Here is a 22,161-nt window from a genome sequence, read left to right as displayed (position 1 = left end):
GCCCGCCCGTGACTGCTGAATCCGCACCCGGCGTCCCGGGAACTCCCGCCGCGCCGGAGTCCACCGCACCGTCGGTCCTGGAACCCGAAGCGCCCGAACGACATCCGGTCGATGTCGTCCCGCCGCCCTGGCAGTTGCTCGCCGGCGGCCTGCAGCATATCGCCGCCATGGTCGCCGGAGTCGTGGCGCCACCGCTGATCGTGGGCGCCGCGGTCGGCCTGGGTACCCGGGACACGGTCATGCTCATCACCGCGAGTCTGTTCACCGCCGGACTGGCCACCCTGCTGCAATCCCTGGGCTGGTGGAAGTTCGGCGCGCGGCTGCCGCTCATCAATGGCGGATCGTTCGCGGCGGTGGGGCCGATCCTGGCCATCGCCAAGGATGCCGCGCCGGGCGAGGCGCTGCCGGTCATCTTCGGGGCCACCCTGGTGGCGGGCGTGCTGGCCGTGTTCGCCGCGCCGTATTTCTCACGGCTGCACCGGTTTTTCCCGCCGATCGTGGGTGGCACGGTCATCTCGCTCATCGGCCTGTCGCTGTTGCCGGTCGCGCTCGGCTGGATCAGCGGCGCGGGCGAGGGCTCCATGGGCTCGGCGCATGTGCCGCTGAAGAACCTGCTGGACGCGGCGATCGCGCTGGTGGTCGTGTTGCTGTGCCATCGGTTCCTCGAGGGGTTCGGGCGGCAGCTGGCCCTGCTGATCGGACTGGTCGCGGGTTCGCTGGCGGGATGGCCACTGGGACTGCTGGATACGGGCCCGGTGCGCGACAGCGCGCTGGTCGGTTTCATACCGCCCATGCACTTCGGCGCTCCGCTGTTCCAGATCGGTGCGATCGTCTCGCTGTGCATCGTGATGCTCGTGGTGATGACCGAGTCGACCGCGACCATGATCGCGCTCGGCGAGATCGTGGACCGGCCCGCCGAGGAGCGGCACATCGCGGGTGGTCTGCGGGCGGCCGGTGTCGGCACCATGCTGGCCTCGGTCATGGGCGGATTCGCCTGCGGCGCTTTCGCCCAGAACGTCGGACTCGTGGCGCTCACCCGCATGTACAGCCGTTTCGTCGTGGCCGCCAGCGGTGCGCTGCTGGTGCTGCTGGGGTTGTTCCCGGTGGCGAGCGCGGTGGTGGAGCTGGTGCCGAAACCGGCTCTGGGCGGAACGGGTCTCGTACTGTTCGGGACGGTCGCCGCGAGCGGTATCCGCACCCTGGCCAAGGCCGATCTGCACGATCCGATCAACTCCCTGATCGTGGGCGTCGCGCTGTTCATCGGCATGACACCGACGGTCGCGCCCTCGTTCTACGCCGGTCTGCCGGGACCGGTGTCGATCATCCTGGCGTCGGGGATAAGTGCGGGCTGTCTGGCGGCCTTGGTGTTGCACCAGCTGTTCGGATCCCGTACCAGCGCCGCCCTGGCAGCGGTACCGGCCGCGCGGAATACCTAGCCGGCCCCGGTGCGATGATCGGCGGCGGCGGGTCGACCACGGTCGGCCTGCCGCCGCTGCCCGCGTTCCGGGGTGGTCGGCACGTATGCTCAGCTAGCGCCCTGACCTGCGGCCTCTGTATATTTTCAACAAATTGTTGACGAGTTGTTGTGGCCCGTGACACTCTTCTCGAGTAGCGGAATCACCCTTCCGCTATCCGAGAGAGGTAGCGCCGATGGTGACGTTGAGCGAATTCAATTCCACAGCCGGGGAACAACTCCGGCCGGACCTGCTGACCTGCTGTGACGTGCCCGCGTGGGCCGATGGCGTGCTGGCGGCCCGGCCCTATGCCGATATCGACAGCGTGCTCGCCCGGGCCGGCGAGCTGGCCGGCGCCCTGAGCGGAGCCGAGGTGGATCGCGCGCTGGCCGCGCACCCCCGCATCGGTGACCGCGTGTCGGGCACCGACACCGGATCCGCGTGGTCGCGCCAGGAGCAGGCCGGGGTCGGTCAGGACGTGGCCCTCGCCGCGCAGCTGCTGGACGGCAACCGCGCCTACGAGAAGCGTTTCGGCCGGGTCTTCCTGATCTGCGCCACCGGCCTGTCCGCCGAGCAGATTCTGTCGAGCCTGCGCCAGCGCCTCACCAACGACGATGCCACCGAGGCGGCCGTGGTGGCCGCGGAGCTGCGCAAGATCGCGGTCCTGCGCCTGCGAAAGGTATTCGAGCAGTGAGCACCATTACGACGCACATCCTGGACTCCGCGCTGGGCAAGCCCGCGGCCGGTGTCGAGGTGCGGCTGGAACAGGTCGGCCCGGACGCGCGGGTGCTGGCCGAGGGCAAGACCGATGACGACGGCCGGATCCGCGATCTCGGCCCCGAAGGGCTCGCTGCCGGTGTCTACCGGCTCACCTTCGACATCGAAAGCTATGCCGCCGCAACGAATCAGACCTACTTCTACCCGTCGGTCTCCATCACCTTCAAGGTCGCCGGGGCGGCGGGCGAGCACTATCACGTGCCCCTGCTGATGAGCCCCTTCGCCTATTCCACCTACCGAGGAAGCTGAACTCACATGGCAATCAAGCTGGGACAGAACCAGTACGGCAAGGCCGAGAACCGCGTCGTCCGCGTCTACCGCGACACCCCGCGCCACCAGATCCGCGACCTCAACGTCTCCTCGGCGCTGCGCGGCGACTTCGCCGACGCCCACATCACCGGCGACCAGGGCGACGTGCTGCCCACCGACACCCAGAAGAACACCGCCTTCTCCTTCGCCAAGGAGAAGGGCGTGCACTCCATCGAGGAGTTCGGCCTCACCCTCGCCGACCACTTCATCTCCCGGGCCCCCACCGCCACCGGCGCGCGCGTCGAGATCGAGGAGTACGCCTGGGATCGCATCGAGGTCGACGGCCAGGGCCACGATCACTCGTTCGTGAAGTCGGGCCGGGGCGTACGCACCACCGTGGTGAATGTCGACGGTGTCGGCCCGGATCGCAAGGCCCACGTGGTCTCCGGCGTGAAGGACCTGACCCTGCTGAAGACCACGGGCTCGGAGTTCCACGGCTTCTTCAAGGACAAGTACACCACCCTGCAGCCGACCAACGACCGCATCATGGCGACCTCGCTGGTGGCCCGCTGGCGCTACAACCACACCGACGTCGACTGGGACAAGACCTACGACGCCATCCTCAAGACCATCCTGCGGCAGTTCGCCGTGGTGCACTCGCTGGCGCTGCAGCAGACCCTCTACTCCATGGGCCGCGCGGTGCTCGAGCAGTTCACCGAGGTCGCCGAGATCCGTTTCTCGGCCCCGAACAAGCACCACTTCCTGGTGGACCTGAGCCCCTTCAATGTCGACAACCCGGGCGAGGTCTTCATCGCCGCGGACCGTCCCTACGGCCTGATCGAGGCCACCGTCGAGCGCGACGACGCCAACGAGGCCGGGAACGCCTGGCTCGCCACCCCGGGCTTTTGCTGAATGGCTCAGTGCTGATCTAGGAGGTGCGGCGATGGGTGATGACCAGAGCCGCGTGACAGAGACCCTCACCCGTCCCGAGGATGCGCGACATCCCCTGGGCCAGTTGGTGGTCTACGGAACTCAGCACATTCTGACGATGTACGGCGGTGTGATCGCACCGCCGCTGATCGTCGGCGGTGCGGCCGGGCTCTCGGTTTCGGACATGGCCCTGCTGGTGACGGCGGGCCTGTTCCTCTCCGGTCTGGCCACCCTGCTACAGACCCTCGGCATCGGGGCGGTCGGCTCCAGACTGCCGATCGTGCAGGGCATTTCGTTCGCAAGTGTCTCGACGATGGTCACCATCGCGAGCGACGGCGGACTCCGGCCGGTCTTCGGCGCGATCATAGTCGCCGGTCTGATCGGACTGGTGCTGTCCGGTTTCTTCGCCAAGCTGGTACGGCTCTTCCCGGCCGTGGTGACCGGGACGATCATCACGGTGATCGGACTCTCGTTGCTGCCCACCGCATTCCGGTGGGCTATGGGCAACAATCCCAAGGCGGCCGACTACGGCTCGATGGGCAATATCGGTTTCGCGGGGCTGACCCTGCTCATCATTCTGGTGATCAGCCGGCTCTTCCAGGGCGCGATCTCACGGCTGTCGATCCTGATCGGCCTCGCGATCGGCACCCTGCTGGCCGTGGTCACCCACCACGCCGACTTCTCGGCCGTCGGCAAGGCGAAAATCATTGCGCTGCCGCCGATCCTGCACTTCGGCGGGCCGACCTTCGAGGCCGGGGCGATCGTGTCCATGACCATCGTGATCCTGGTGATCATGACCGAGACCACCGCCGACATCCTCGCCATCGGCGAGATCGTCGGCACCGAGGTGGATTCGGCGCGGGTGGCGGCCGGCCTGCGGGCCGACATGCTCTCCACCACGGTCGCGCCGGTGTTCGGCAGCTTCCCGTGCAGCGCCTTCGCGCAGAACGTGGGACTGGTGGCGCTCACCGGCATCAAGAGCCGATTCGTGGTCGCGACAGGCGGTTTGGTGCTCGTACTGCTGGGCCTGTTCCCGGTGGTGGGCGCGGTGGTGGCCGGGATTCCGTATCCGGTGCTGGGCGGTGCGGGCATCGTCCTGTTCGGATCCGTGGCGGCGAGCGGTATCCGCACGCTGGCGCGGGTGGACTTCACCGGCAACCTCAATATGGTCATCGTCGCGGTGGCCCTGGGCGTGGGCCTGATTCCGATTGCGGCGCCGACGTTCTGGGACAGGTTCCCGACCTGGCTCGGGGTGATCATGCACTCCGGCATCTCCGCCACCGCGGTGGTGGCGATCGCGTTGAACCTGGTGTTCAACGAGATCAAGGGTGGAAACAAGGCGGGCGCTTCGGTGTTCGCGGCAGCCGAGGATCGCAAGGACGATCTGGGCGAGCGCCTGGACGACGATATCCGCGACTGAATCGGCAATTTCGTATATCTCGTGCCGTACTGGCCGGTAGCTCCCGGAACTCTCTTGACGGGGTTGTTTCGGGAGCACTAGCCTTTTCATATCCCGAAAAAATATTTCCGCATTGTGGAAAATGGCGGAAGCGCTGCGGGAACGAACTGGAGGGATTCCTGATGACCCACTCGCTCAACTACGCCGTGAACTGTTCGCTGCTGTTCACCGAGCTGCCGATCCTGGAGCGCCCGGAAGCCGTGCGGCAGGCCGGATTCGACGCCATCGAGTTCTGGTGGCCCTTCGCCGAGGCGGTCCCGTCGGACCGGGACGTGGACGCGTTCGTCGCCGCCGTGCAGAACGCGGGCGTGCAGCTGGTCGGCCTCAACTTCTTCGCCGGTGACATGGCCGGCGGCGACCGCGGCCTGGTCTCCTGGCCGTCGCGGTCCGCGGAGTTCAAGGACAATATCGATGTCACCGTCGGCATCGGAGAACGACTGGGCACCAAGGCTTTCAACGCCCTCTACGGCAACCGTGCCGACGACGCCACCCCGGAGCAGCAGGACGAGCTGGCCGTCGAGAACCTGGCGGCGGCGGCCGTGGCCGCCTCCCGGATCGGGGCCACCATCCTGGTCGAGCCCGCCTCCGGCGCGCCGCGCTACCCGCTGCTGAAGGCTGTCGACGGCCTCGCCGTCATCGACAAGGTGCAGGCGTACGCGGGCGTCAGCAATATCGGCCTGCTCGCCGACCTCTACCACCTCGCCGTGAACGGTGACGACGTGGACAAGGTGATCTCCGAGTACACCGACCGGATCGCCCACGTGCAGATCGCCGACAACCCGGGCCGCAACGAGCCGGGCACCGGCCAGCTCCAGCTCGAGCTTCAGCTCACCGACCTCGCGTCGCGCGGCTACCGGGGCTGGGTCGGCCTCGAGTACAAGCCGTCCGGCCGTTCCGAGGACGCCTTCGAATGGCTGCCGCGCGAGCGTCGCGCCGCGAAGTAGCCCGCCGTCCAGAGACCCAGAGAACTTGCCATACAGAGGATTAGGGAACAGATCATGACCAACATCGCTTTCATCGGCCTCGGCATCATGGGCAGCCCGATGGCCGTCCACCTCCAGAACGCCGGCCACGCCGTCAAGGGCTTCGACCGCAACCCGGCCCAGGCCCAGCCGCTGGTCGACGCGGGTGGCCGTGCTGTCACCTCGATCGCGGACGCCGTGCGCGGCGCGGAGGTCATCGCCGTGATGGTGCCGGACTCCCCGCACGTGCAGGAGGTTCTCGCCGGTGAGAAGGGTGTCTTCGAGACCGCCGAGCCCGGCGCGCTGATCATCGACTTCTCCAGCATCCGCCCGGATGTCACCCAGGAGCTGGCGAAGCAGGCCGCCGAGCGTGGCTTCCGCCTGCTGGACGCCCCGGTCTCCGGCGGCGAGCCGGGCGCGGTGAACGCGACCCTGTCCATCATGGTCGGCGGCTCGGCCGAGGACTTCGCCACCGCCAAGCCGGTTTTCGACACCGTCGGCAAGACCATCGTGCACGTCGGCACCAATGGCGCGGGCCAGACCGTGAAGGCCGCCAACCAGCTCATCGTGGCCAGCAATATCCAGGCCGTGGCCGAGGCCGTGGTCTTCCTCGAGGCCTACGGCGTCGAGCTGGGCCCCGCCCTGGACGTGCTCGGCGGCGGCCTGGCCGGTTCGGCCGTGCTGAACCAGAAGCGCGACAAGATGATCAACCGCGAGTTCGCGCCGGGCTTCCGTATCGACCTGCACCACAAGGACATGGGCATCTTCACCACTGCCGCGCGCGAGGCCGGTCTGGTGACCCCGGCCGGCTCGCTCATCGCGCAGCTGGTCGCCTCGGCCCGCGCCAATGGCGACGGCCACCTGGACCACTCTGCACTGCTGCGCGGCGTCGAGCGCCTGAGCGGCAAGCTGGACAAGGAGAACTGATTATGGCGCGCATGCGCACCGTCGACGCGGCGGTCCTGATCCTGGAAAAGGAAGGGGCCACACAGGCTTTCGGCCTGCCGGGCGCCGCGATCAACCCGTTCTACAGCGCCATGAAGGCGCACGGCGGTATCAAGCACGTGCTGGCCCGCCATGTCGAGGCCGCCTCGCACATGGCCGAGGGCTTCACCCGGGCCAAGCCCGCCAATATCGGTATCTGCATCGGGACCTCGGGCCCCGCGGGCACCGACATGGTGACCGGTCTGTACGCCGCCAGCGCGGATTCCATTCCGATCCTCTGCATCACGGGCCAGGCCCCGGTGTCCAAGCTGCACAAGGAGGACTTCCAGGCCGTCGACATCGCGTCCATCGCGAAGCCGCTGGCCAAGTGGGCGCACACCGTGCTCGAGCCGGCCCAGGTGCCCGGCGCCTTCCAGAAGGCGTTCTGGCTCATGCGCGAAGGCCGTCCGGGCCCGGTGCTCATCGATCTGCCGATCGACGTGCAGCTGGCCGAGATCGAGTTCGACATCGACACCTACGAGCCGCTGCCCGTGGCTCGCCCGGCCGCCACGCGGGCGCAGGCCGCCAAGGTGCTGCAGATGCTGAACGCCGCGAAGCGTCCGCTGATCATCGCCGGCGGCGGCATCATCAATGCCGACGCCGACGCCCTGCTGGTGAAATTCGCCGAGCTGACCGGTGTTCCGGTGGTCCCGACCCTGATGGGCTGGGGCACCATCGCCGACGATCACGAGCTGAACGCCGGCATGGTGGGTCTGCAGACCTCGCACATCTACGGCAACGAGTCGCTGCTGGCCTCGGACTTCGTGCTGGGTATCGGCAACCGGTGGGCCAACCGCCACACCGGTGGTCTCGACACCTACACCAGGGACCGCACGTTCGTGCACGTCGACATCGAGCCGACCCAGATCGGCCGGGTCTTCGCACCCGACTACGGCATCGTCTCCGACGCCGGCGCGGCCCTGGAGCAGTTCATCGCCGTCGCGGAATCCCTTGACGCCGTGGGTGGTCTGACCGACCACGGCGATTGGGCCAAGCAGGTGCGTGCCCGCCGCGCGACCGGACAGCGCAAGACGCACTTCGAGAACGTGCCGCTCAAGCCGCAGCGCGTGTACGAGGAGATGAACAAGGCGTTCGGCCGGGACACCCGGTACGTCACCACCATCGGACTGTCGCAGATCCAGGCCTCGCAGCTGCTGCACGTGTACAAGCCGCGGCACTGGATCAACGCCGGTCAGGCCGGTCCGCTGGGCTGGACCCTGCCCGCCGCGCTGGGTGTCGCCACCGCGTGCAAGGACGAGCAGGTTGTCGCGCTGTCCGGGGACTACGACTTCCAGTTCCTCATCGAGGAATTGGCCGTCGGCGCCCAGTTCAACATCCCGTACATCCATGTGCTGGTGAACAACTCGTACCTGGGGCTGATCCGGCAGGCGCAGCGGGCGTTCGAGATGGACTACTACGTCCAGCTCGACTTCGAGAACATCAACTCGCCCGAGGTCAACGGCTACGGCGTGGACCACGTCAAGGTCGCGGAGGGTCTGGGCTGCAAGGCGATTCGCGTCTTCGAGCCGCAGGACATCGGTCCCGCCTTCGAGAAGGCCAAGTCGCTGATGGCCGAATTCAAGGTGCCCGTCGTGGTCGAGTGCATTCTCGAGCGCGTCACCAATGTGTCCATGGGCGCGCGTGAGATCAACGAGGTCGTGGAGTTCGAGGAGCTGGCCTCGGCCTTCGTCGACGCCCCGACCGCAACCGTCCCGCTGGACTAGAGGATTCCCATGGCTCGTGTGCTGATCGCCTCCGACAAATTCAAGGGCTCGCTGACCGCGGCGCAGGTCGGGGCCGCCGTGCGAGCCGGAATCCGGCGGGCGCGTCCCGACGCCTCGGTGGCGGTCGTGCCCGTGGCCGACGGCGGTGACGGCACCGTCGCCGCCGCGCTCGCAGCCGGTTTCGACGCGGTCCCGCTGACCGCGTCGGGGCCGACCGGGGAACCGGTGCTGACCGCCTACGCCCGCCGCGACGATCTCGCGGTCGTGGAGATGGCGGATGTGTCGGGCCTGGTGCGGCTGCCGGAAGGCCGGCTGCGACCGATGACCGCCACCAGCCGGGGCACCGGCGAGGTGATGGCGGCCGCGGTCGCGGCCGGGTGCCGCCGCATCGTGCTCGGCATCGGCGGCAGTGCCGGAACCGACGGCGGCGCAGGTCTGTTGGAGGCACTCGGCGCCCGGCTGCTGGACGCGGATGGGCTGCCCATCGGCGACGGCGGGGCGGCTCTCACCCGGGTGCACGCCATCGACCTGACCGCCCTGCGCGAGCGGATGGACGGCGTCGAGGTCACGGTGGCCTGCGATGTCGACAATCCGCTCACCGGGCCCAATGGGGCCGCTGCGGTCTACGGACCGCAGAAGGGCGCCGATCCGGCCCAGGTGGCCGAGCTGGACGCCGCGCTCGGGCAGTGGGCGCAGCGGCTGGCCGCGGAACTCGGGTCGGATCGGCGCGACGCGGCGGGGGCCGGCGCCGCGGGGGGTGTCGGATTCGCCGCGCTCGCCGTCCTCGGCGCGACTCTGCGGCCCGGTATCGAATTGATGCTGGAGCTGGTCGGTTTCGACGCGCGGCTGGCCGGGGTGGACCTGATCGTCACCGGTGAGGGCAAGCTCGACGAGCAGACCCTGCACGGCAAGGCGCCCGCGGGCGTGGCGGCGGCCGCGCGGGCCGCGGGGGTGCCGGTGGTCGCCGTGTGCGGCCGGAACACGTTGCCGGCGGACCGGTTGCGCGAAACCGGGTTCGCCGCCGCGTATTCGCTCATCGAGATCGAGCCGGACGAACAGCGCTGCCTGAGTGCCGGAGCAATGCTGCTGCAGCAGTTGGGTATTCGCATAGCGCATGAGCACCTGCCAGGTGGCGCGGGGGTGGCGGCCATGGCCGCCGAGCAATCGGGGGCCGAGAAATGAAGCAGCCGGGAGGCGACGTATGAAACTGCTGCGCGTAGGGGCCCGGGGCGCCGAGCGTCCCGTGGCCATCGATGATGAGGGCGCGCTGCGCGATCTGTCGTCCGTGACCGCCGATATCGACGGCCGGCTGCTGGGTGATCCGGCGGCGCTGAGCGCGGTGCGGTCCGCGCTCGCCGCCGGAACTCTCCCCGAGGTGGATCCGGCCGCGCGGGTCGGCGCACCGATTGCCCGGCCCGGCAAGGTGATCGGCATCGGGCTCAACTACACCGACCACGCCGCCGCCATCGGTGCGGCCATTCCGGAACGGCCCGTGGTGTTCCTGAAGCCGGGCACCACGGTGAGCGGTCCCTACGACGCCATCGAGCTGCCGCCCGGCAGCCGCGCCACCGACCACGAGGTGGAGCTGGGCGTGGTGATCGGCCGCGCGCTGCGCGACTGCCCGGACGCCGCCACCGCGCTGGGGGCGGTGGGCGGCTATGTCACCGCCAATGACGTCACCGAGCGCAATGGCATTGCGGGCGAACCGACCTGGGTGAAGGGCAAGTCCTTCGACACCTTCACCCCCATCGGCCCGTGGCTGGTGACACCCGACGAGGTCGCCGAACCGCAGGCGCTGAGCCTGCAGCTGTGGGTGAACGGCCAACAGCGGCAAGCGGGTACGACCGGCAATATGGTCGCCGGGGTTGGCGAACTGCTGCGGTACCTGAGCACGCTGATGACCCTGGAACCCGGTGATCTGGTGCTGACCGGAACCCCGGCCGGCGTCGCGGTCAGCCGGCCGGAGCCGAAACCCTATCTGCGCGACGGCGATGTCGTGGTCGTGGAGGTCGCCGGACTGGGCAGGCAGCAGACCCTGGCCACCGGCGTGCGCGCCGTCGTCACCGGGGGCTGAGTTTCCCGCGGCGGCGTCCGAAGCGCTGCTGGGGCGCCGACCACGTCGCCGCGGGATGATCCGAACGGCCCGGTCACTGTGGGGACCGGGCCGTTCGTCCTGTCCGGGGCCGGCTATCGATCGGGTACACGCCGAAGAGCGCTCGTTCAGGACTTGTTGCCGCCCAGGCTGAATCGCACGCCGGACGGGTCGGCCACCGCCGCCAGCCGGCCGTACGGGGTGTCCTCGGCGGGCCGCACCACGCTGCCGCCCAGCTCGGCCACCTTGCGCACGGCGGCGTCCACGTCCTCGACGCCGAAGTAGACGGTCCAATATCCGGGCACGCTCGGCGGCAGGAAGCCGCTCGAGTCCATCACCCCGCCCAGCATCGGGGTCATGGAATGGATGGTGGTGTACCGGAATTCGGGCGTATCGGCGATGGTGAACGGGTCCTTCCAGCCGAAGACCTCGCGGTAGAACTTCAGGGCGTCGTCGTAGTTGCGCGTGTGCAGTTCGAACCACGAGGGCGCGCCCACATGCCCCTCCCACTGCCCGCCGCCGGCCACGCCGCGCTGCTCGAACCCGGCCATGGTCCCGGCTTCCCACACGCCGATCCCGACCCCGCCGTTGTCCCCGAACACGCCGAACTTGCCGAGGTCCCCGACCGCCGTCACCGGCGCCGCGATCATTCCGCCGGCCGCCGTGACGGCCGCCGCGGTCGCGTCGGCGTCCGGGCTGGCCAGGTACACGGTCCACTGGTCGGGCCCGCTGTTCCCGTCATTGCGCATCCCGCCCGCCACGGCCAGGCCGTCCTTGCGGAAGGTGATGTAGTCGCCGTACTCGGGCGCGACATCCGCGCTCCACCCGAACAGCTCGCCGTAGAAATCGATGGCGCTGTCGGTGTCGGTGGTGAAGAGATCGGTCCAGACCGGATCGCCCGGCTGCGTCACGTAGGACATGGTCAACTCCTCGAATCGGTATTTCGGTCCCCGGGAATGGAGACGACGCCCGGCTCCGGAAATCATCGTCTTCCGCCGGCCCGAAGCGGGGATGGCGGCGGACGGCGTGTCCGGCGCCGGCATGACAACTGTCATGGCCGGGAGGTGATGGTTGGCAGATTCGGCGAGGTCGGCGCGACCGTAGCGTCATTCCTGTAGCGCACAAACCGATTACAGGAGTTCCGACCATGGCCGACAACATCGCCGCAGTGCCCGCGCCGAAGTCGCAGGACCGGCCGAACCTGCTGCGCATGCTCGCACCCACCGCCCGTGACATCGCGGTGCCGCTCGCGGCGTACTACCTCCTGCACTGGGCCGGGTACTCCGATTTCCTCGCGCTGCTGGCGGGCGCGGTGTTCTCCGGCGTCGTGGTCCTGGTCGAGGTGATCCGGGCACGGCGCGTCGATGCCCTGGCCGCACTCATCCTGGCGGGCTTCGTCTTCGGCATCGCCAGCTCGCTGATCAGCGGCGACGCCCGGATGATGATCGTGCGGGACTCGCTCACCACCGCCGTCATCGGTCTCGCGTTCGGGGTGAGCGCACTGCTGGGCAAGCCGCTGACCTACGTGGCGGCCCGGAAGGCCTTCGCGAACTCACCGGCGAAGCTCGCGGAGATGGAGCACAACTTCCGCACCAACCCGCTGGTGCGCCGCGTGCACAACCGGATCGCCGGGATGTGGGGCGCAGGCCTGGTCGGTGAGTCCGTGCTGCGGGTGGTGCTCGCCTACCGGCTGCCCATCCACACCATGGCCTGGCTGTCGAGCGCGCTCATGATCGGGGTCACCGTGGTGCTGATGGCGATCACGGTTCGAACCATCAAGCGGGCCAAGCGATCTGAAGCGATCACGGAATCGGGTTACGCTTCCGTCCATGAGTGACGGATCGGTTCCGGATCGCACGCTCGCCGGAACCGCCCGGGTGGAAGCGTTCAGCGACGGGGTGATGGCGATTGCCATCACCCTGTTGATTTTGGAAGTCCGGGTGCCCGACCACGAGCCCGGGCGCCTGCTGCAGGCGCTGGCGCACATCTGGCCGGCGTACGTGGCCTATCTGGCGTCGTTCATGACGATCGGCGTCGTGTGGATGAACCACCACACCTTCTTCGGGCGATTGCGGCGCATCGACCACGTGCTGCGATGGTGGAATCTGATGCTGCTACTGGGCATTTCGCTGGTGCCGTTCCCGACGATGGTGGTGGCCGACAATGTGGTGCACGGGACGCGCCGGGACGCCGTGGTGGCGGTGGCGCTGTACGGGATCGTCGGGGTGATGATGACCGTGCCGTGGGCGCCCATGTGGTGGCGGCTGGCGAAGCGGCCGGAGATGTTGAAGCCCGGTCTGGGTGCGGATTACGCGCGGCGCGAGAGTTGGCGGGCCTGGCCGGGCATCCTGGTCTACGCGGTGTGCATCGGGGTCGGGTTCTTGTCGCCGATCACGGCTCTGGTGCTGTATCTGCTGGTCTCGACGTTCTATGGCCTCAGCAACAAAGGGTGGACGGCGCCGTCCGATCCGGATCCCGACGACGAGTAACCCTTGCCAATTTAAGCGATTGTGATTAACTGCCCGGGTGGACAGCACAAGTGTGGCCCGCGGCCCGGTCACCCAGATCGCCTGGGTGGTCGAGGACATCGCGGCCGGTGAACAGTTCCTGAAGACCACCATGGGCGCCGGCGGCTGGATGCGCATGCCCGAGGTCCACTTCGGGCCCGAGAGCTGCGTCTACCGCGGCGAACCCGCCGACTTCACCGCGCACATCTCGCTGTCCTACAGCGGCGACACCCAGCTCGAACTCATCCAGCCGGTGCGGGGCCGCTCCATCTACACCGAATTCCTCGAACGCGGCGGACCCGGCCTGCACCACGTCTGCCTGGAACCCGACGACTTCGACGCCGCGCTGAAAGACGCTGCGGCGCAGGGGATCCCGGTGGTGCAGCAGGGCAACATGGGCGGGCAGATGCGTTTCGCCTACCTCGAAGGCGCGGCCTCGGGCGTGCCGTTCATCGAACTCGCCGAGATCGGGCCGAACATGCGGCTGTTCTTCGAGCAGATCAAGAAGGATGCGCAGTGAGCACACAGATCCCGGAAACCCTTGCGGCGGCGTCGATTACCGAGTGGTCCGACGAAGTCGACGTGGTCGTGGCCGGATTCGGCATCGCGGGCGGCTGCGCGGCGGTCGAGGCGGCCGCCAACGGGGCTCGCGTACTCGTCCTGGAGCGGGCCGGTGTAGCGGGCGGCACCACCGCGCTGGCGGGCGGGCACTTCTATCTCGGTGGCGGCACCGCCGTGCAGCGGGCGACCGGTCACGACGATTCGGCCGAGGAGATGTACAAGTACCTGCTGTCGGTGGCGCGCGATCCCGAACCGGACAAGATCCGCGCCTACTGCGACGGCAGCGTCGAGCACTTCGACTGGCTGGAGAGCCTGGGCTTCGAATTCGAGCGCAGCTACTACCCGGAGAAGGCGGTCATCCAGCCCGGCACCCAGGGGCTGATGTACACCGGTAACGAAAAGGTCTGGCCCTACCGGGATCAGGCGACGCCCGCGCCGCGCGGGCACAAGGTTCCGGTGCCCGGAGACACCCAGGGCGCGGCCATGATCATCGAGCTGCTGGTGAAGCGGGCCGCCGCGCTCGGCGTCGAGGTGCGGTACGAGACCGGCGTGACCAACCTGATCACCGAGGCCGACGGCAGTGTGGCCGGCGTCAGCTGGAAGCACCTCGGCACCACCGGTGCGGTGCGGGCGAAGTCGGTGGTGCTGGCCGCCGGCGGCTTCGTCATGAACACCGACATGGTGGCCGAGCACGTGCCGTGGCTGACCGAGAAACCCTTCGTGCTCGGGACGCCCTTCGACGACGGGCTGGGCATCCGGCTCGGCGTCTCGGCGGGCGGCGTGACCCGCATGATGGACCAGGCCTTCGTCACCGCGCCCGTGTATCCGCCCGCGAAGCTGCTGACCGGAATCGTGGTGAACCAGCGGGGCGAACGCTTCGTCGCCGAAGATTCCTATCACGCGCGGACCTCCGCCTTCGTGCTCGATCAGCCCGGCGCGGTGGCCTACCTGATCGTGGACTCCGAGCACATGGAACGGCCCATGTTCCCGCTCGCGCCGTTCATCGACGGCTGGGAGACCGTCGAGGAGATGGCGACCGCGCTCGGAATCCCGTACGAGGCACTGCGATCCACCCTCGACCGCTACAACGAGAACGCGGCCCGCGGCGAGGATCCCGATTTCCACAAGGCGGCCGAATGGCTCGAGCCGCAGGATCACGGGCCGTGGGCGGCCTTCGACCTGACCCTGGGCAAGGCGCTGTACGCGGGCTTCACCCTCGGCGGCCTGCGCACCTCGGCCGACTCGGAAGTGCTGCGGGACAACGGATCAGCGATTCCGGGGCTCTACGCGGCGGGCGCTACCGCCTCCACCCTGGCCCAGGACGGCAAGGGCTATGCCAGCGGCACCCAGCTCGGCGCGGGCTCCTTCTTCGGGCGCCGCGCCGGACGTCACGCCGCCAGCCGGTCCAGCTGACGGATCAGCTCCGAGGCGGTGACGGCATCGAACGACCCGAACGTGCCGCCCCGGAGCTCCACCGCCAGCACCCGCTGGAGTTCGGGCTCGTAGCGATAACCGCCCGCGAGCCCGGGGTCCAGCGTGACGGCCACCTCCTTGGAAGGGCCGAACCGGCGATACAGGAGCGCTCCGGACAACTCCCAGCCCAGCTGTTGCAGTCCGAACACCCGATCGGTGCGGACCTGGCGATCGATGAATCGGGACAGGTGATCCGCTTCCGCCTCCTCCGGCGTGAGGGTGAACGTGCATCGCTCCAGCTGCTCGAACGGCTGGCGTAATCGGTTGCCGGCGAACGTATTCCGCCACGTTGCCAGGGATTCCGCGAGGTGCAGCGGGTGGGCCACGCCCACCAGCGTCTCGCGCGGCAGCTCGGCGGGCCTCTCGTCCACGGTCCGGAGCCCGCCCTCGGCATCGATTCGGAACGTGCCCGTCACGGTGCCGCGGCCGTCGAAGCTCGCCCACACCAGCCGCCGGGCCAGCTGACCGAGCGCGGGATCCTCGAGCACCAGCCGCCGGTGTGCCGCGGCCCGCCATCGCCGGCCGTCCACCATGGCCGCCTCCAGTCGCCGAATCTGGTCGGTGGTCACCGATTTCGGGTCCGCGGGGGCGTGTGGTGTGTCCCCGCCGGGAGAAGAAGGTTGCGCACCTAGCCGGGCATGCACCCGGAGACTCAATGTCTCCGCGGCGGGCTCGGGCTCCTCGCCTGGCGTGATCGCCCGCAGCCAGGGTGTCATCCGACCCGCGCGCGGCTCGGGTTTCTCGATGCACAGGCCCCGCCGTGTCTCGGCGACCGCGGTCGCGAATGCGTACCCGTGCTCGTTCATCCAGCTGTCGATGAACCGGTCGATGAACTCCTGCTCCCGCTGTGGCCCGGTCCGATACGCGATCGCCGCCTGCTGTGCGATGGCGAACACCACCGCCGCGCCCTCCGGCGTGACCGGCCCGCCGGGGTTGGCGGCGTATTCCGCTGCGGCATCGGCGAATTCGTCCAGCCCGTCGAGCCGGGCCGCCGTCAGCACGGTCTCCACCGCTCGACGGTGCCGGCGCAGGAACTTCCGCACCGCCGTGGTGGCGTGCGGATCGGCCCAGCGCCTCTCCTCGTCGGTCATGCCCGTGATCTTGCCGCCCGGCACCGACAGGTTGTCGGCAGGAGGCGCAGACAGGTTGTCGGCAGGAGGCATCGACAGGTTGTCGGTGGGTGGCGGTAGGGTGGCTCGCTGACGCCCCGATCGGGGTCGCCTCGTGATCATGGGATGGGGGATTTCATGGTTTGGAGCAAGAGCGGAATCCGGGCCGCCCTCACGGGTCTGGCGGTGGTCCTGCTGGCCGCGTGCGGGGGATCGAGCACGGCGAGCGACCCGTATCAGTGGCTCGAGGAGCTGGACAGTCCCCGCGTGCAATCGTGGGTGGCGGCCGAGAACACGAAGACCCTCGGCGTGCTGGAACAGGATTCGCGCTACGCCGACAATCTGGCCCAGGCGAAGGCGCTGGCGAATGCGGCCGATCGCCTGCCGGTGCCGGAGTTCCACGACGGGATGATCGGCAACTTCTGGCAGGACGCCGACCATCAGCGGGGCATCTGGCGGGAGACGACGGTCGCGGATTACGAATCGCCGCAACCACAGTGGCGCACCGTTCTGGATCTCGACGCCCTGGCCCGCGACGAGGGCAAGAACTGGGTGTGGAAGGGCATGTCCTGCGACCCGGTCACCCATCGGCGATGCCTGGTCGAGCTGTCCGAGGGTGGCGAGGACGCCGTCACACTGCGCGAATTCGATCTGGGGACAGGGACGTTCGTGGCCGGCGGATTCGTGCTCGACCGCGGCAAGCAGTACGCCACCTGGGTGGACACCGACACGCTGCTGGTGTCGCGGGAATGGCAGCCGGGGGAGAAGACCACCTCGGGCTATCCGTACGTCGTGAAGCGTCTGGGGCGCGGGCAGGCGCTCGACCAGGCGGTGGAGATCGCCCGCGGCAGCCAGGGTGATGGGCTCGCCACCGCGGCGGTGCTGCTGGACAACGGGGCAGGGCGGCGGATGAACCTGGTGGAGCGGCGGCCGTCGTTCTACGAGTCGGAGGTCAGCCTGCTCGCGGGCGCGCAGCCCCTGCGGCTGGGGTTGCCGGCGAAGTCCGGGCTCCAGGGCATGGTCGGCAATCGGGTGCTGGTTGCGCTGCAACAGGATTGGACCGCCGCCGGTGCCACCTTCAAGTCCGGCTCACTGGTGTCCCTCGACGCCGACGACCTGACCGCGCACCCGGATCAGCCGAAGGTCACGCTCGTCTACGAACCCGGGCCGCAGGAGACCCTCGAAGGGGTCATGACGACCCGGGACCACGTGGTGGTGACCTCGCTCTACGACGTGAAGGGCCGCGCCACCGTCTATACCCCGCAGCCCGACGGCGGCTGGACGTCCGCACCGGTTCCCCTGCCCGACAATGCGACCGTCTCCGGCGTGGACGCCGATTCCCAGGGCGAGACGGCCTACCTCTCGGTTACTTCGATGCTCACCCCGTCCACCATCTGGAGCCTGGACACCGCGACCGGACGGCTGAACCAGGTGAAAGCCGCACCCGCACGGTTCGATTCGTCCGGGTTCGTGGTGGAGCAACTGAAGGCCACCTCGCCCGACGGGACCAAGGTGCCCTACTTCATCGTGCATCCGGCCACGCTGCCATATGACGGCAGCACCCCGACGATCCTGTGGGGGTACGGCGGCTTCGCCTCCTCGTCCACGCCCGGCTACAACGGGCTACTCGGCAAGTCGTGGCTGGAACACGGTGGCGCGTATGTCATCGCGAACATCCGCGGCGGCGGCGAATACGGGCCCGCCTGGCACGACGCGGCCCTGAAGACCCACCGGCAGAAGGCCTTCGACGACTTCGCGGCCGTGGCCGGTGATCTCGTCGCGCGCAAGATCACCTCGCCGCGGCGGCTGGGGATCCAGGGCGGGTCCAATGGCGGGCTGCTCATGGGTGTCGAATTCACGCAGCATCCCGACCTGTGGAGTGCGGTGGACATCCAGGTTCCGCTGCTGGACATGGTCCGCTACGAGCAGATCGCGGCGGGCGCGTCCTGGGTGGGGGAGTACGGATCGGTGGCCGATCCGGACGAACGTGCCTTCCTCGCGTCCATTTCGCCGTACGCACAGCTGAAGAAGGGCGTGCAGTACCCCGAGCCGCTGATCTGGACGACCACCAAGGACGACCGGGTCGGGCCCCAGCACGCGCGCAAGTTCGCCGCCCGACTAGCCGAATTCGGCGATCCGTACCTGTTCTACGAGGCCACCCAGGGCGGCCACGGGTCCGGCGCGAACAACGACGAGAAGGCGCACACCAGCGCGCTGGAGTACACCTACTTCATGCGGCAGCTGATGTGACCGGCTCGGTGTGAGGTGACCGCCTAGGCCGGATCCCGCACGATGAGCGAAACCGCCATGGGGACGAGCACTTCCACCAGGTCGCTCACCGGCGGGCGCGGCTCGGACAGCAGCCACTCGTGGGCCAGGCCGTTGATCGCGCCGATCAGGGCGCTGCCCGCGAGCTCGCCCGCGCCGCGCACCCGCGCGCCCGAACCGGCCAGCGGTTCCACCGCCAGATACAGGGTGGCGACCCAGGCGTGCCGCCGATCGCGCCGGTGCTGCTCCATGCGCTCGCTCACACCGACCACCTCGACGAAGGCAACCTTGGCGCGGTGCGGGTCGGCGCCGATCGAGCCGAGGAAGGCCGAGAGGGCCCGCGTCACGGTGTCGGTCGGGTCCGGGTCCGGTCCCATGGCGCTCAGGGCGGTGGCCAGCGCGGCGCCGGCCTGGTCCTGGATCTGGTCATATGCCGCGACCAGCACGTCCTCGCGGGTCTGGAACTCCTCGTAGAACTGGCGTTTGGACAGTCCGGCGGCCGCGCACACATCGGCCAGCGAACAGTTGGCGTAGCCGCGCTCACCGAAAATCTGGATGGCCGCGTCGAGGAAGCGCTGCCGGCGCTCGGCTTTTCGTTCGGTCACGGCGCGTCCGCCGTACTGCCTGCCTTCGATCGTCACTGTCGTTTCTCGATCGCCACACCTGAAAGGTTACGGGTGCGGGCCCACGGATTCCGGTTCGCGGATCTCCGCAGCCCGGTTCGCGGACGCGGCGTCAGCGTCGCGGACGCAAACCGTTCATCATGTGGCTGACCATCTCGTCGAAGAGACCGTCGGCCTCCTCGGCGTCGACCAGGCCCGACCCCATGATGGCGGCCAGTCCGTGCAGCGCGGCGACCGCCGACAGGCAGATGCGCCGCGCGTCGCCGGGCACCACCTCGCCGCTCGCCTGCGCATCGGTGACCATTTCGATGGGCACGGTGAAGGCGCGGGCGGCGGCCTCGCCGATGGCCGGCGTCGGACTGTTCTTGCGCGCGAACATGAGTGCCAGCAGTGCCGGATTGTCGATGGCGAAGCGCAGGTAGGTGTGGGCCATGGCGTGCAGGCGCTCCAGGAAGGCGCCGGTGGCGGCGGCCTTCTCGAAGCCGGCTCCGAGCCGCTCGAATCCGGCTACGGTCAGCGCGTCCAGCAGTGCCTGTTTGTCGCGGAAGTGCCGGCTGGGCGCGGCGTGGCTGACGCCGGTGTCGCGGGCGAGCTGCCGCAGCGACAGGCCGTCGACACCCGCGCCGCGCAGGGTCTCCTCGGCGCGCCGGAGTAGTTCGGCGCGCAGGTCCCCGTGGTGGTAGGACCGCGCGCGCTCCACCACCTCGCGGGCTTTGCGCTTGGCGATGCTCATGGTGAGAGCAGGATATCGGACACACTCGGGGATGTTGGCGTTGACTACTTTGTTGTCGCTGCCTACATTCGTCGCATGGCGAATGACAGTGCCTCCCCGACCGGCCCGGAGGCCACGGCGACCCCGGCGGCGACCCCGGCCCAGCGGGCCGTGCCGTTGCGCGGCTGGATCGGCCCGATGCTGGTGCTCACGCTGCTCGCGGCGCTGATCGGCACCATGTACCTCGGCTACACCTCCGATCCGGAGAAGAACCTGCACGACTTCCCGGTCGCCCTGGTCAATCAGGATGTGGGCGACGTGATGGACGGCAAGACCCTCAATGTCGGCGACCAGATCACCGGTGCGCTGACCGAGCAGATTCCGAAGGACAGGATCGATCTGCGGTTGGTCGGCATCAATGACGCCCGCCAGCAGCTGAGCAACGGCCAGATCTACGGCGCCATCATCATTCCGAGCGACTTCACCAAGCGGCTGTCCATTCTGGCGGCGGCCTCGGTGGTCCCCGGCGACGTGGAGCGCCCGGTCATCACCGTGCAGACCAATCCGCGTGCGGGCACCTACGCGTCCTCGATCATGCAGCGCATCACCGATCGCGCCATGGCGCAGGTCAATACGACCGTCGGTGCGCAGCTCACCGATCAGGTGAAGGCCAAGCTGGCGCCCAAGGCGGGCGCTCCCGCGACCGAATTGTCCGGCGCGGCACGGCTGCAGCTGGCCAAGCCCGTCGACGTCGTGGTCAGTCCGTACCGGCCGCTGCCCGCGGGCACCGGCCAGGGCCTGTCGGCGTTCTTCTACACCCTCGTGCTGCTGTTCGCGGGCTTCAGCGGCGCCATGATCATCCACTCCATGATCGACAATGTGCTCGGCTACGCCCCGGCCGAGTACGGCCCGTGGTTCCGCGCGCCGGAGCCGGCGTCCATCAGCCGCTGGCGCACCCTGCTGGTCAAGTGGGCCATCACCGTCATCACCGCACCGGTCCTCTCGGGCATGTTCATGGGCATCGCGAGGCTCTTCGGCATGCCGATCGACCAGCCGCTGCCGCTGTTCCTCTACGGCACGCTGGCCATCATCGCGGTGGGGGTGACCGGGCTGTCGGTGCTGGCGGCCTTCGGCACCGCCGGGCTGCTGATCAACATGATCGTCTTCGTGGTGCTGGGCCTGCCGTCCTCGTCGGGTTCGATTCCGGTGGAGGCGATTCCGCGCTGGATCGCGGCGCTGTCCAGCTTCGAGCCCATGCACCAGATCTACCTGTCGGTGCGCGCCATCCTGTTCTTCGACGGGCACCTGGAGGCGGGTCTGAGCACCGGTATCTGGATGACGGTGTTCGGCCTCACCGTGGGTCTGCTGCTGGGCGCGGTCGCCACCCACACCTACGACCTGCGCGGCCTGTCCCGGCTCGGTGTGGCCTATCAGCCCTGACCATCCTCCGCCACAGTGACTTTCGGCCCTGTTCGTTGTCGAGCTGTGACGGTGATACTGGCCCCGGGCACCGAATTACTCATCGCCGGGCGATGATTGTGGGGCGGTTCGATGGTGATGGCTTCGTCGCAGTTCGACCAGCTGACGGGACAGTTCCTGCGCGCCGTGCGTGATGCCGGCGGCGGTCTGAGCGCGGTGTGCACCGCGTGTGTGCGGGTGCTGCCGGTCCGGCGCGCGGCCATCGTGCTCGAGGAACGCGACGCCGGCATGCAACCCTGGTGTGCCAGTGACGCTTTCGCGGAGCGGGTGGAGGGGGCGCAGGCCACCGCGGGGGAGGGGCCCGCGGTCTCGGCGGTGGCCGAGGGGGTGCCGGTGGTGATCACCGATCTGAGCGCCGACTGCGAGCACTGGCCCGGGTTCGCCGAGGCGCTCTCGGGGGAGCCGGTGTCGGGTTCCCTGTTCGCAATGCCCTTGCGGCTGGGCACGATTCGGCTGGGCGCGGTGGATCTGTACCGCGATTCGGTCGGGCGGCCGGGGCCGCGACTGCTGTCGGCGGCGCTGCACATCGCGGATCTGGTCACCGCCAGCCTGGTGCTGGCCACCGGCGACGACGCCCGGCAGTGGGCACAGCCGTTGTCCAGCCGGTGGATTCACCAGGCGGCCGGGATGACCAGCGCCCGGCTCGGCATCGAGATCGCCGATGCCTATGCCCGCCTGCGCGGATACGCCTTCACCCATGGGCTTTCCCTGGTGGAGGTGGCGCGGCGGGTGGTGGAGCGGGAGATTCGGATCGAAGCCGAATGAGCGCAACTGTTCCGCAGCACCCCGCCCGGCAAA

Annotated in this window: 21 protein-coding genes; 17 read left to right on the top strand and 4 right to left on the bottom strand. The window is 68.8% G+C overall.

Annotation, left to right across the window (positions count from 1 at the left end; genetic code table 11):
- Positions 1–8 precede the first annotated feature (8 nt).
- The 10 genes from ACFXKA_RS11550 to ACFXKA_RS11505 all read left to right on the top strand — a co-directional run bounded on the left by ACFXKA_RS11550 (position 9) and on the right by ACFXKA_RS11505 (position 10,613).
- A complete protein-coding gene (locus ACFXKA_RS11550; protein WP_379427119.1) occupies positions 9–1,436 on the top strand; it encodes a nucleobase:cation symporter-2 family protein in 1,428 nt (475 codons plus the stop codon).
- 214 nt (positions 1,437–1,650) lie between these two features.
- The gene (gene uraD / locus ACFXKA_RS11545; protein WP_379427117.1) at positions 1,651–2,148 is read left to right on the top strand and encodes a 2-oxo-4-hydroxy-4-carboxy-5-ureidoimidazoline decarboxylase; all 498 of its coding nucleotides are present in this window, start codon (positions 1,651–1,653) and stop codon (positions 2,146–2,148) included.
- The gene (uraH, locus tag ACFXKA_RS11540; RefSeq protein WP_354840832.1) at positions 2,136–2,480 is read left to right on the top strand and encodes a hydroxyisourate hydrolase; all 345 of its coding nucleotides are present in this window, start codon (positions 2,136–2,138) and stop codon (positions 2,478–2,480) included. The genes uraD and uraH overlap by 13 nt, the downstream gene beginning before the upstream one ends.
- Before the next feature lie 6 nt (positions 2,481–2,486).
- Positions 2,487–3,392, top strand: a complete 906-nt coding sequence (gene pucL / locus ACFXKA_RS11535; RefSeq protein WP_356999686.1) for a factor-independent urate hydroxylase — start codon at positions 2,487–2,489, stop codon at positions 3,390–3,392.
- Between the two features lie 31 nt (positions 3,393–3,423).
- A complete protein-coding gene (locus ACFXKA_RS11530) occupies positions 3,424–4,830 on the top strand; it encodes a nucleobase:cation symporter-2 family protein (RefSeq protein ID WP_379427116.1) in 1,407 nt (468 codons plus the stop codon).
- A 161-nt stretch (positions 4,831–4,991) separates the two neighbouring features.
- Entirely contained in the window at positions 4,992–5,813 is an 822-nt protein-coding gene (locus ACFXKA_RS11525) for a hydroxypyruvate isomerase family protein (RefSeq protein ID WP_379427115.1), read from the top strand.
- 54 nt (positions 5,814–5,867) lie between these two features.
- Positions 5,868–6,758 carry a 2-hydroxy-3-oxopropionate reductase gene (locus ACFXKA_RS11520; protein ID WP_379399768.1) on the top strand — a complete coding sequence of 297 codons (891 nt, stop codon included), beginning with the start codon at positions 5,868–5,870 and terminating at the stop codon, positions 6,756–6,758.
- 2 nt (positions 6,759–6,760) lie between these two features.
- Complete coding sequence (gene gcl, locus ACFXKA_RS11515; RefSeq protein WP_379427114.1) at positions 6,761–8,539, top strand: glyoxylate carboligase; 1,779 nt, start codon at positions 6,761–6,763, stop codon at positions 8,537–8,539.
- Between the two features lie 9 nt (positions 8,540–8,548).
- A complete protein-coding gene (locus tag ACFXKA_RS11510) occupies positions 8,549–9,721 on the top strand; it encodes a glycerate kinase (RefSeq protein ID WP_379427113.1) in 1,173 nt (390 codons plus the stop codon).
- Positions 9,722–9,740: 19 nt separating this feature from the next.
- Positions 9,741–10,613 carry a fumarylacetoacetate hydrolase family protein gene (locus ACFXKA_RS11505; RefSeq protein WP_379427112.1) on the top strand — a complete coding sequence of 291 codons (873 nt, stop codon included), beginning with the start codon at positions 9,741–9,743 and terminating at the stop codon, positions 10,611–10,613.
- 146 nt (positions 10,614–10,759) lie between these two features.
- Here the strand turns inward: ACFXKA_RS11505 and ACFXKA_RS11500 are convergent, their stop codons facing one another.
- A complete protein-coding gene (locus ACFXKA_RS11500) occupies positions 10,760–11,551 on the bottom strand; it encodes a VOC family protein (RefSeq protein ID WP_379427111.1) in 792 nt (263 codons plus the stop codon).
- A 227-nt stretch (positions 11,552–11,778) separates the two neighbouring features.
- On the opposite strand from ACFXKA_RS11500, the gene ACFXKA_RS11495 reads away from it, so the two are divergent.
- From ACFXKA_RS11495 to ACFXKA_RS11480, 4 genes are read left to right on the top strand one after another with little or no spacing between them, the layout of a single operon-like run.
- A complete protein-coding gene (locus ACFXKA_RS11495) occupies positions 11,779–12,468 on the top strand; it encodes a VC0807 family protein (protein WP_379427110.1) in 690 nt (229 codons plus the stop codon).
- On the top strand, positions 12,461–13,120 hold the full coding sequence (locus tag ACFXKA_RS11490; RefSeq protein WP_379427109.1) for a TMEM175 family protein: 660 nt from the start codon (positions 12,461–12,463) through the stop codon (positions 13,118–13,120). The genes ACFXKA_RS11495 and ACFXKA_RS11490 overlap by 8 nt, the downstream gene beginning before the upstream one ends.
- 37 nt (positions 13,121–13,157) lie before the next feature.
- Complete coding sequence (locus ACFXKA_RS11485) at positions 13,158–13,658, top strand: VOC family protein (RefSeq protein ID WP_379427108.1); 501 nt, start codon at positions 13,158–13,160, stop codon at positions 13,656–13,658.
- Positions 13,655–15,112: an FAD-binding protein gene (locus ACFXKA_RS11480; RefSeq protein ID WP_379427107.1), complete on the top strand. Its 1,458-nt coding sequence runs from the start codon at positions 13,655–13,657 to the stop codon at positions 15,110–15,112. Before ACFXKA_RS11485 ends, ACFXKA_RS11480 begins: the two co-directional genes overlap by 4 nt.
- On the opposite strand, the gene ACFXKA_RS11475 is transcribed toward ACFXKA_RS11480, so the two are convergent.
- Positions 15,088–16,335 carry a DUF4132 domain-containing protein gene (locus ACFXKA_RS11475; protein ID WP_379427106.1) on the bottom strand — a complete coding sequence of 416 codons (1,248 nt, stop codon included), beginning with the start codon at positions 16,333–16,335 and terminating at the stop codon, positions 15,088–15,090. The two genes, ACFXKA_RS11480 and ACFXKA_RS11475, sit on opposite strands and share 25 nt — an antisense overlap.
- A gap of 84 nt (positions 16,336–16,419) precedes the next feature.
- On the opposite strand from ACFXKA_RS11475, the gene ACFXKA_RS11470 reads away from it, so the two are divergent.
- The gene (locus tag ACFXKA_RS11470) at positions 16,420–18,531 is read left to right on the top strand and encodes a prolyl oligopeptidase family serine peptidase (protein ID WP_354840646.1); all 2,112 of its coding nucleotides are present in this window, start codon (positions 16,420–16,422) and stop codon (positions 18,529–18,531) included.
- Positions 18,532–18,554: 23 nt separating this feature from the next.
- Here the strand turns inward: ACFXKA_RS11470 and ACFXKA_RS11465 are convergent, their stop codons facing one another.
- Together ACFXKA_RS11465 and ACFXKA_RS11460 are read right to left on the bottom strand one after the other, a co-directional pair.
- Positions 18,555–19,154 carry a TetR/AcrR family transcriptional regulator gene (locus tag ACFXKA_RS11465; protein ID WP_379427105.1) on the bottom strand — a complete coding sequence of 200 codons (600 nt, stop codon included), beginning with the start codon at positions 19,152–19,154 and terminating at the stop codon, positions 18,555–18,557.
- A 130-nt stretch (positions 19,155–19,284) separates the two neighbouring features.
- Positions 19,285–19,905 (bottom strand): TetR/AcrR family transcriptional regulator, encoded by a 621-nt coding sequence (locus tag ACFXKA_RS11460; protein ID WP_379427104.1) that lies wholly within the window; start codon positions 19,903–19,905, stop codon positions 19,285–19,287.
- 75 nt (positions 19,906–19,980) lie between these two features.
- On the opposite strand from ACFXKA_RS11460, the gene ACFXKA_RS11455 reads away from it, so the two are divergent.
- Entirely contained in the window at positions 19,981–21,324 is a 1,344-nt protein-coding gene (locus ACFXKA_RS11455) for a DUF3533 domain-containing protein (protein WP_379427103.1), read from the top strand.
- A gap of 117 nt (positions 21,325–21,441) precedes the next feature.
- Positions 21,442–22,128: a GAF and ANTAR domain-containing protein gene (locus tag ACFXKA_RS11450; protein ID WP_379427102.1), complete on the top strand. Its 687-nt coding sequence runs from the start codon at positions 21,442–21,444 to the stop codon at positions 22,126–22,128.
- Positions 22,129–22,161 lie beyond the last annotated feature (33 nt).

Source organism: Nocardia sp. NPDC059228 (assembly GCF_042754245.1).
In the GTDB taxonomy this organism is placed as follows: Bacteria; Actinomycetota; Actinomycetes; order Mycobacteriales; family Mycobacteriaceae; genus Nocardia.
The sequence above is the reverse complement of the archived record's forward strand: the minus strand, read 5'-3'. Positions and strand labels throughout refer to the sequence as shown.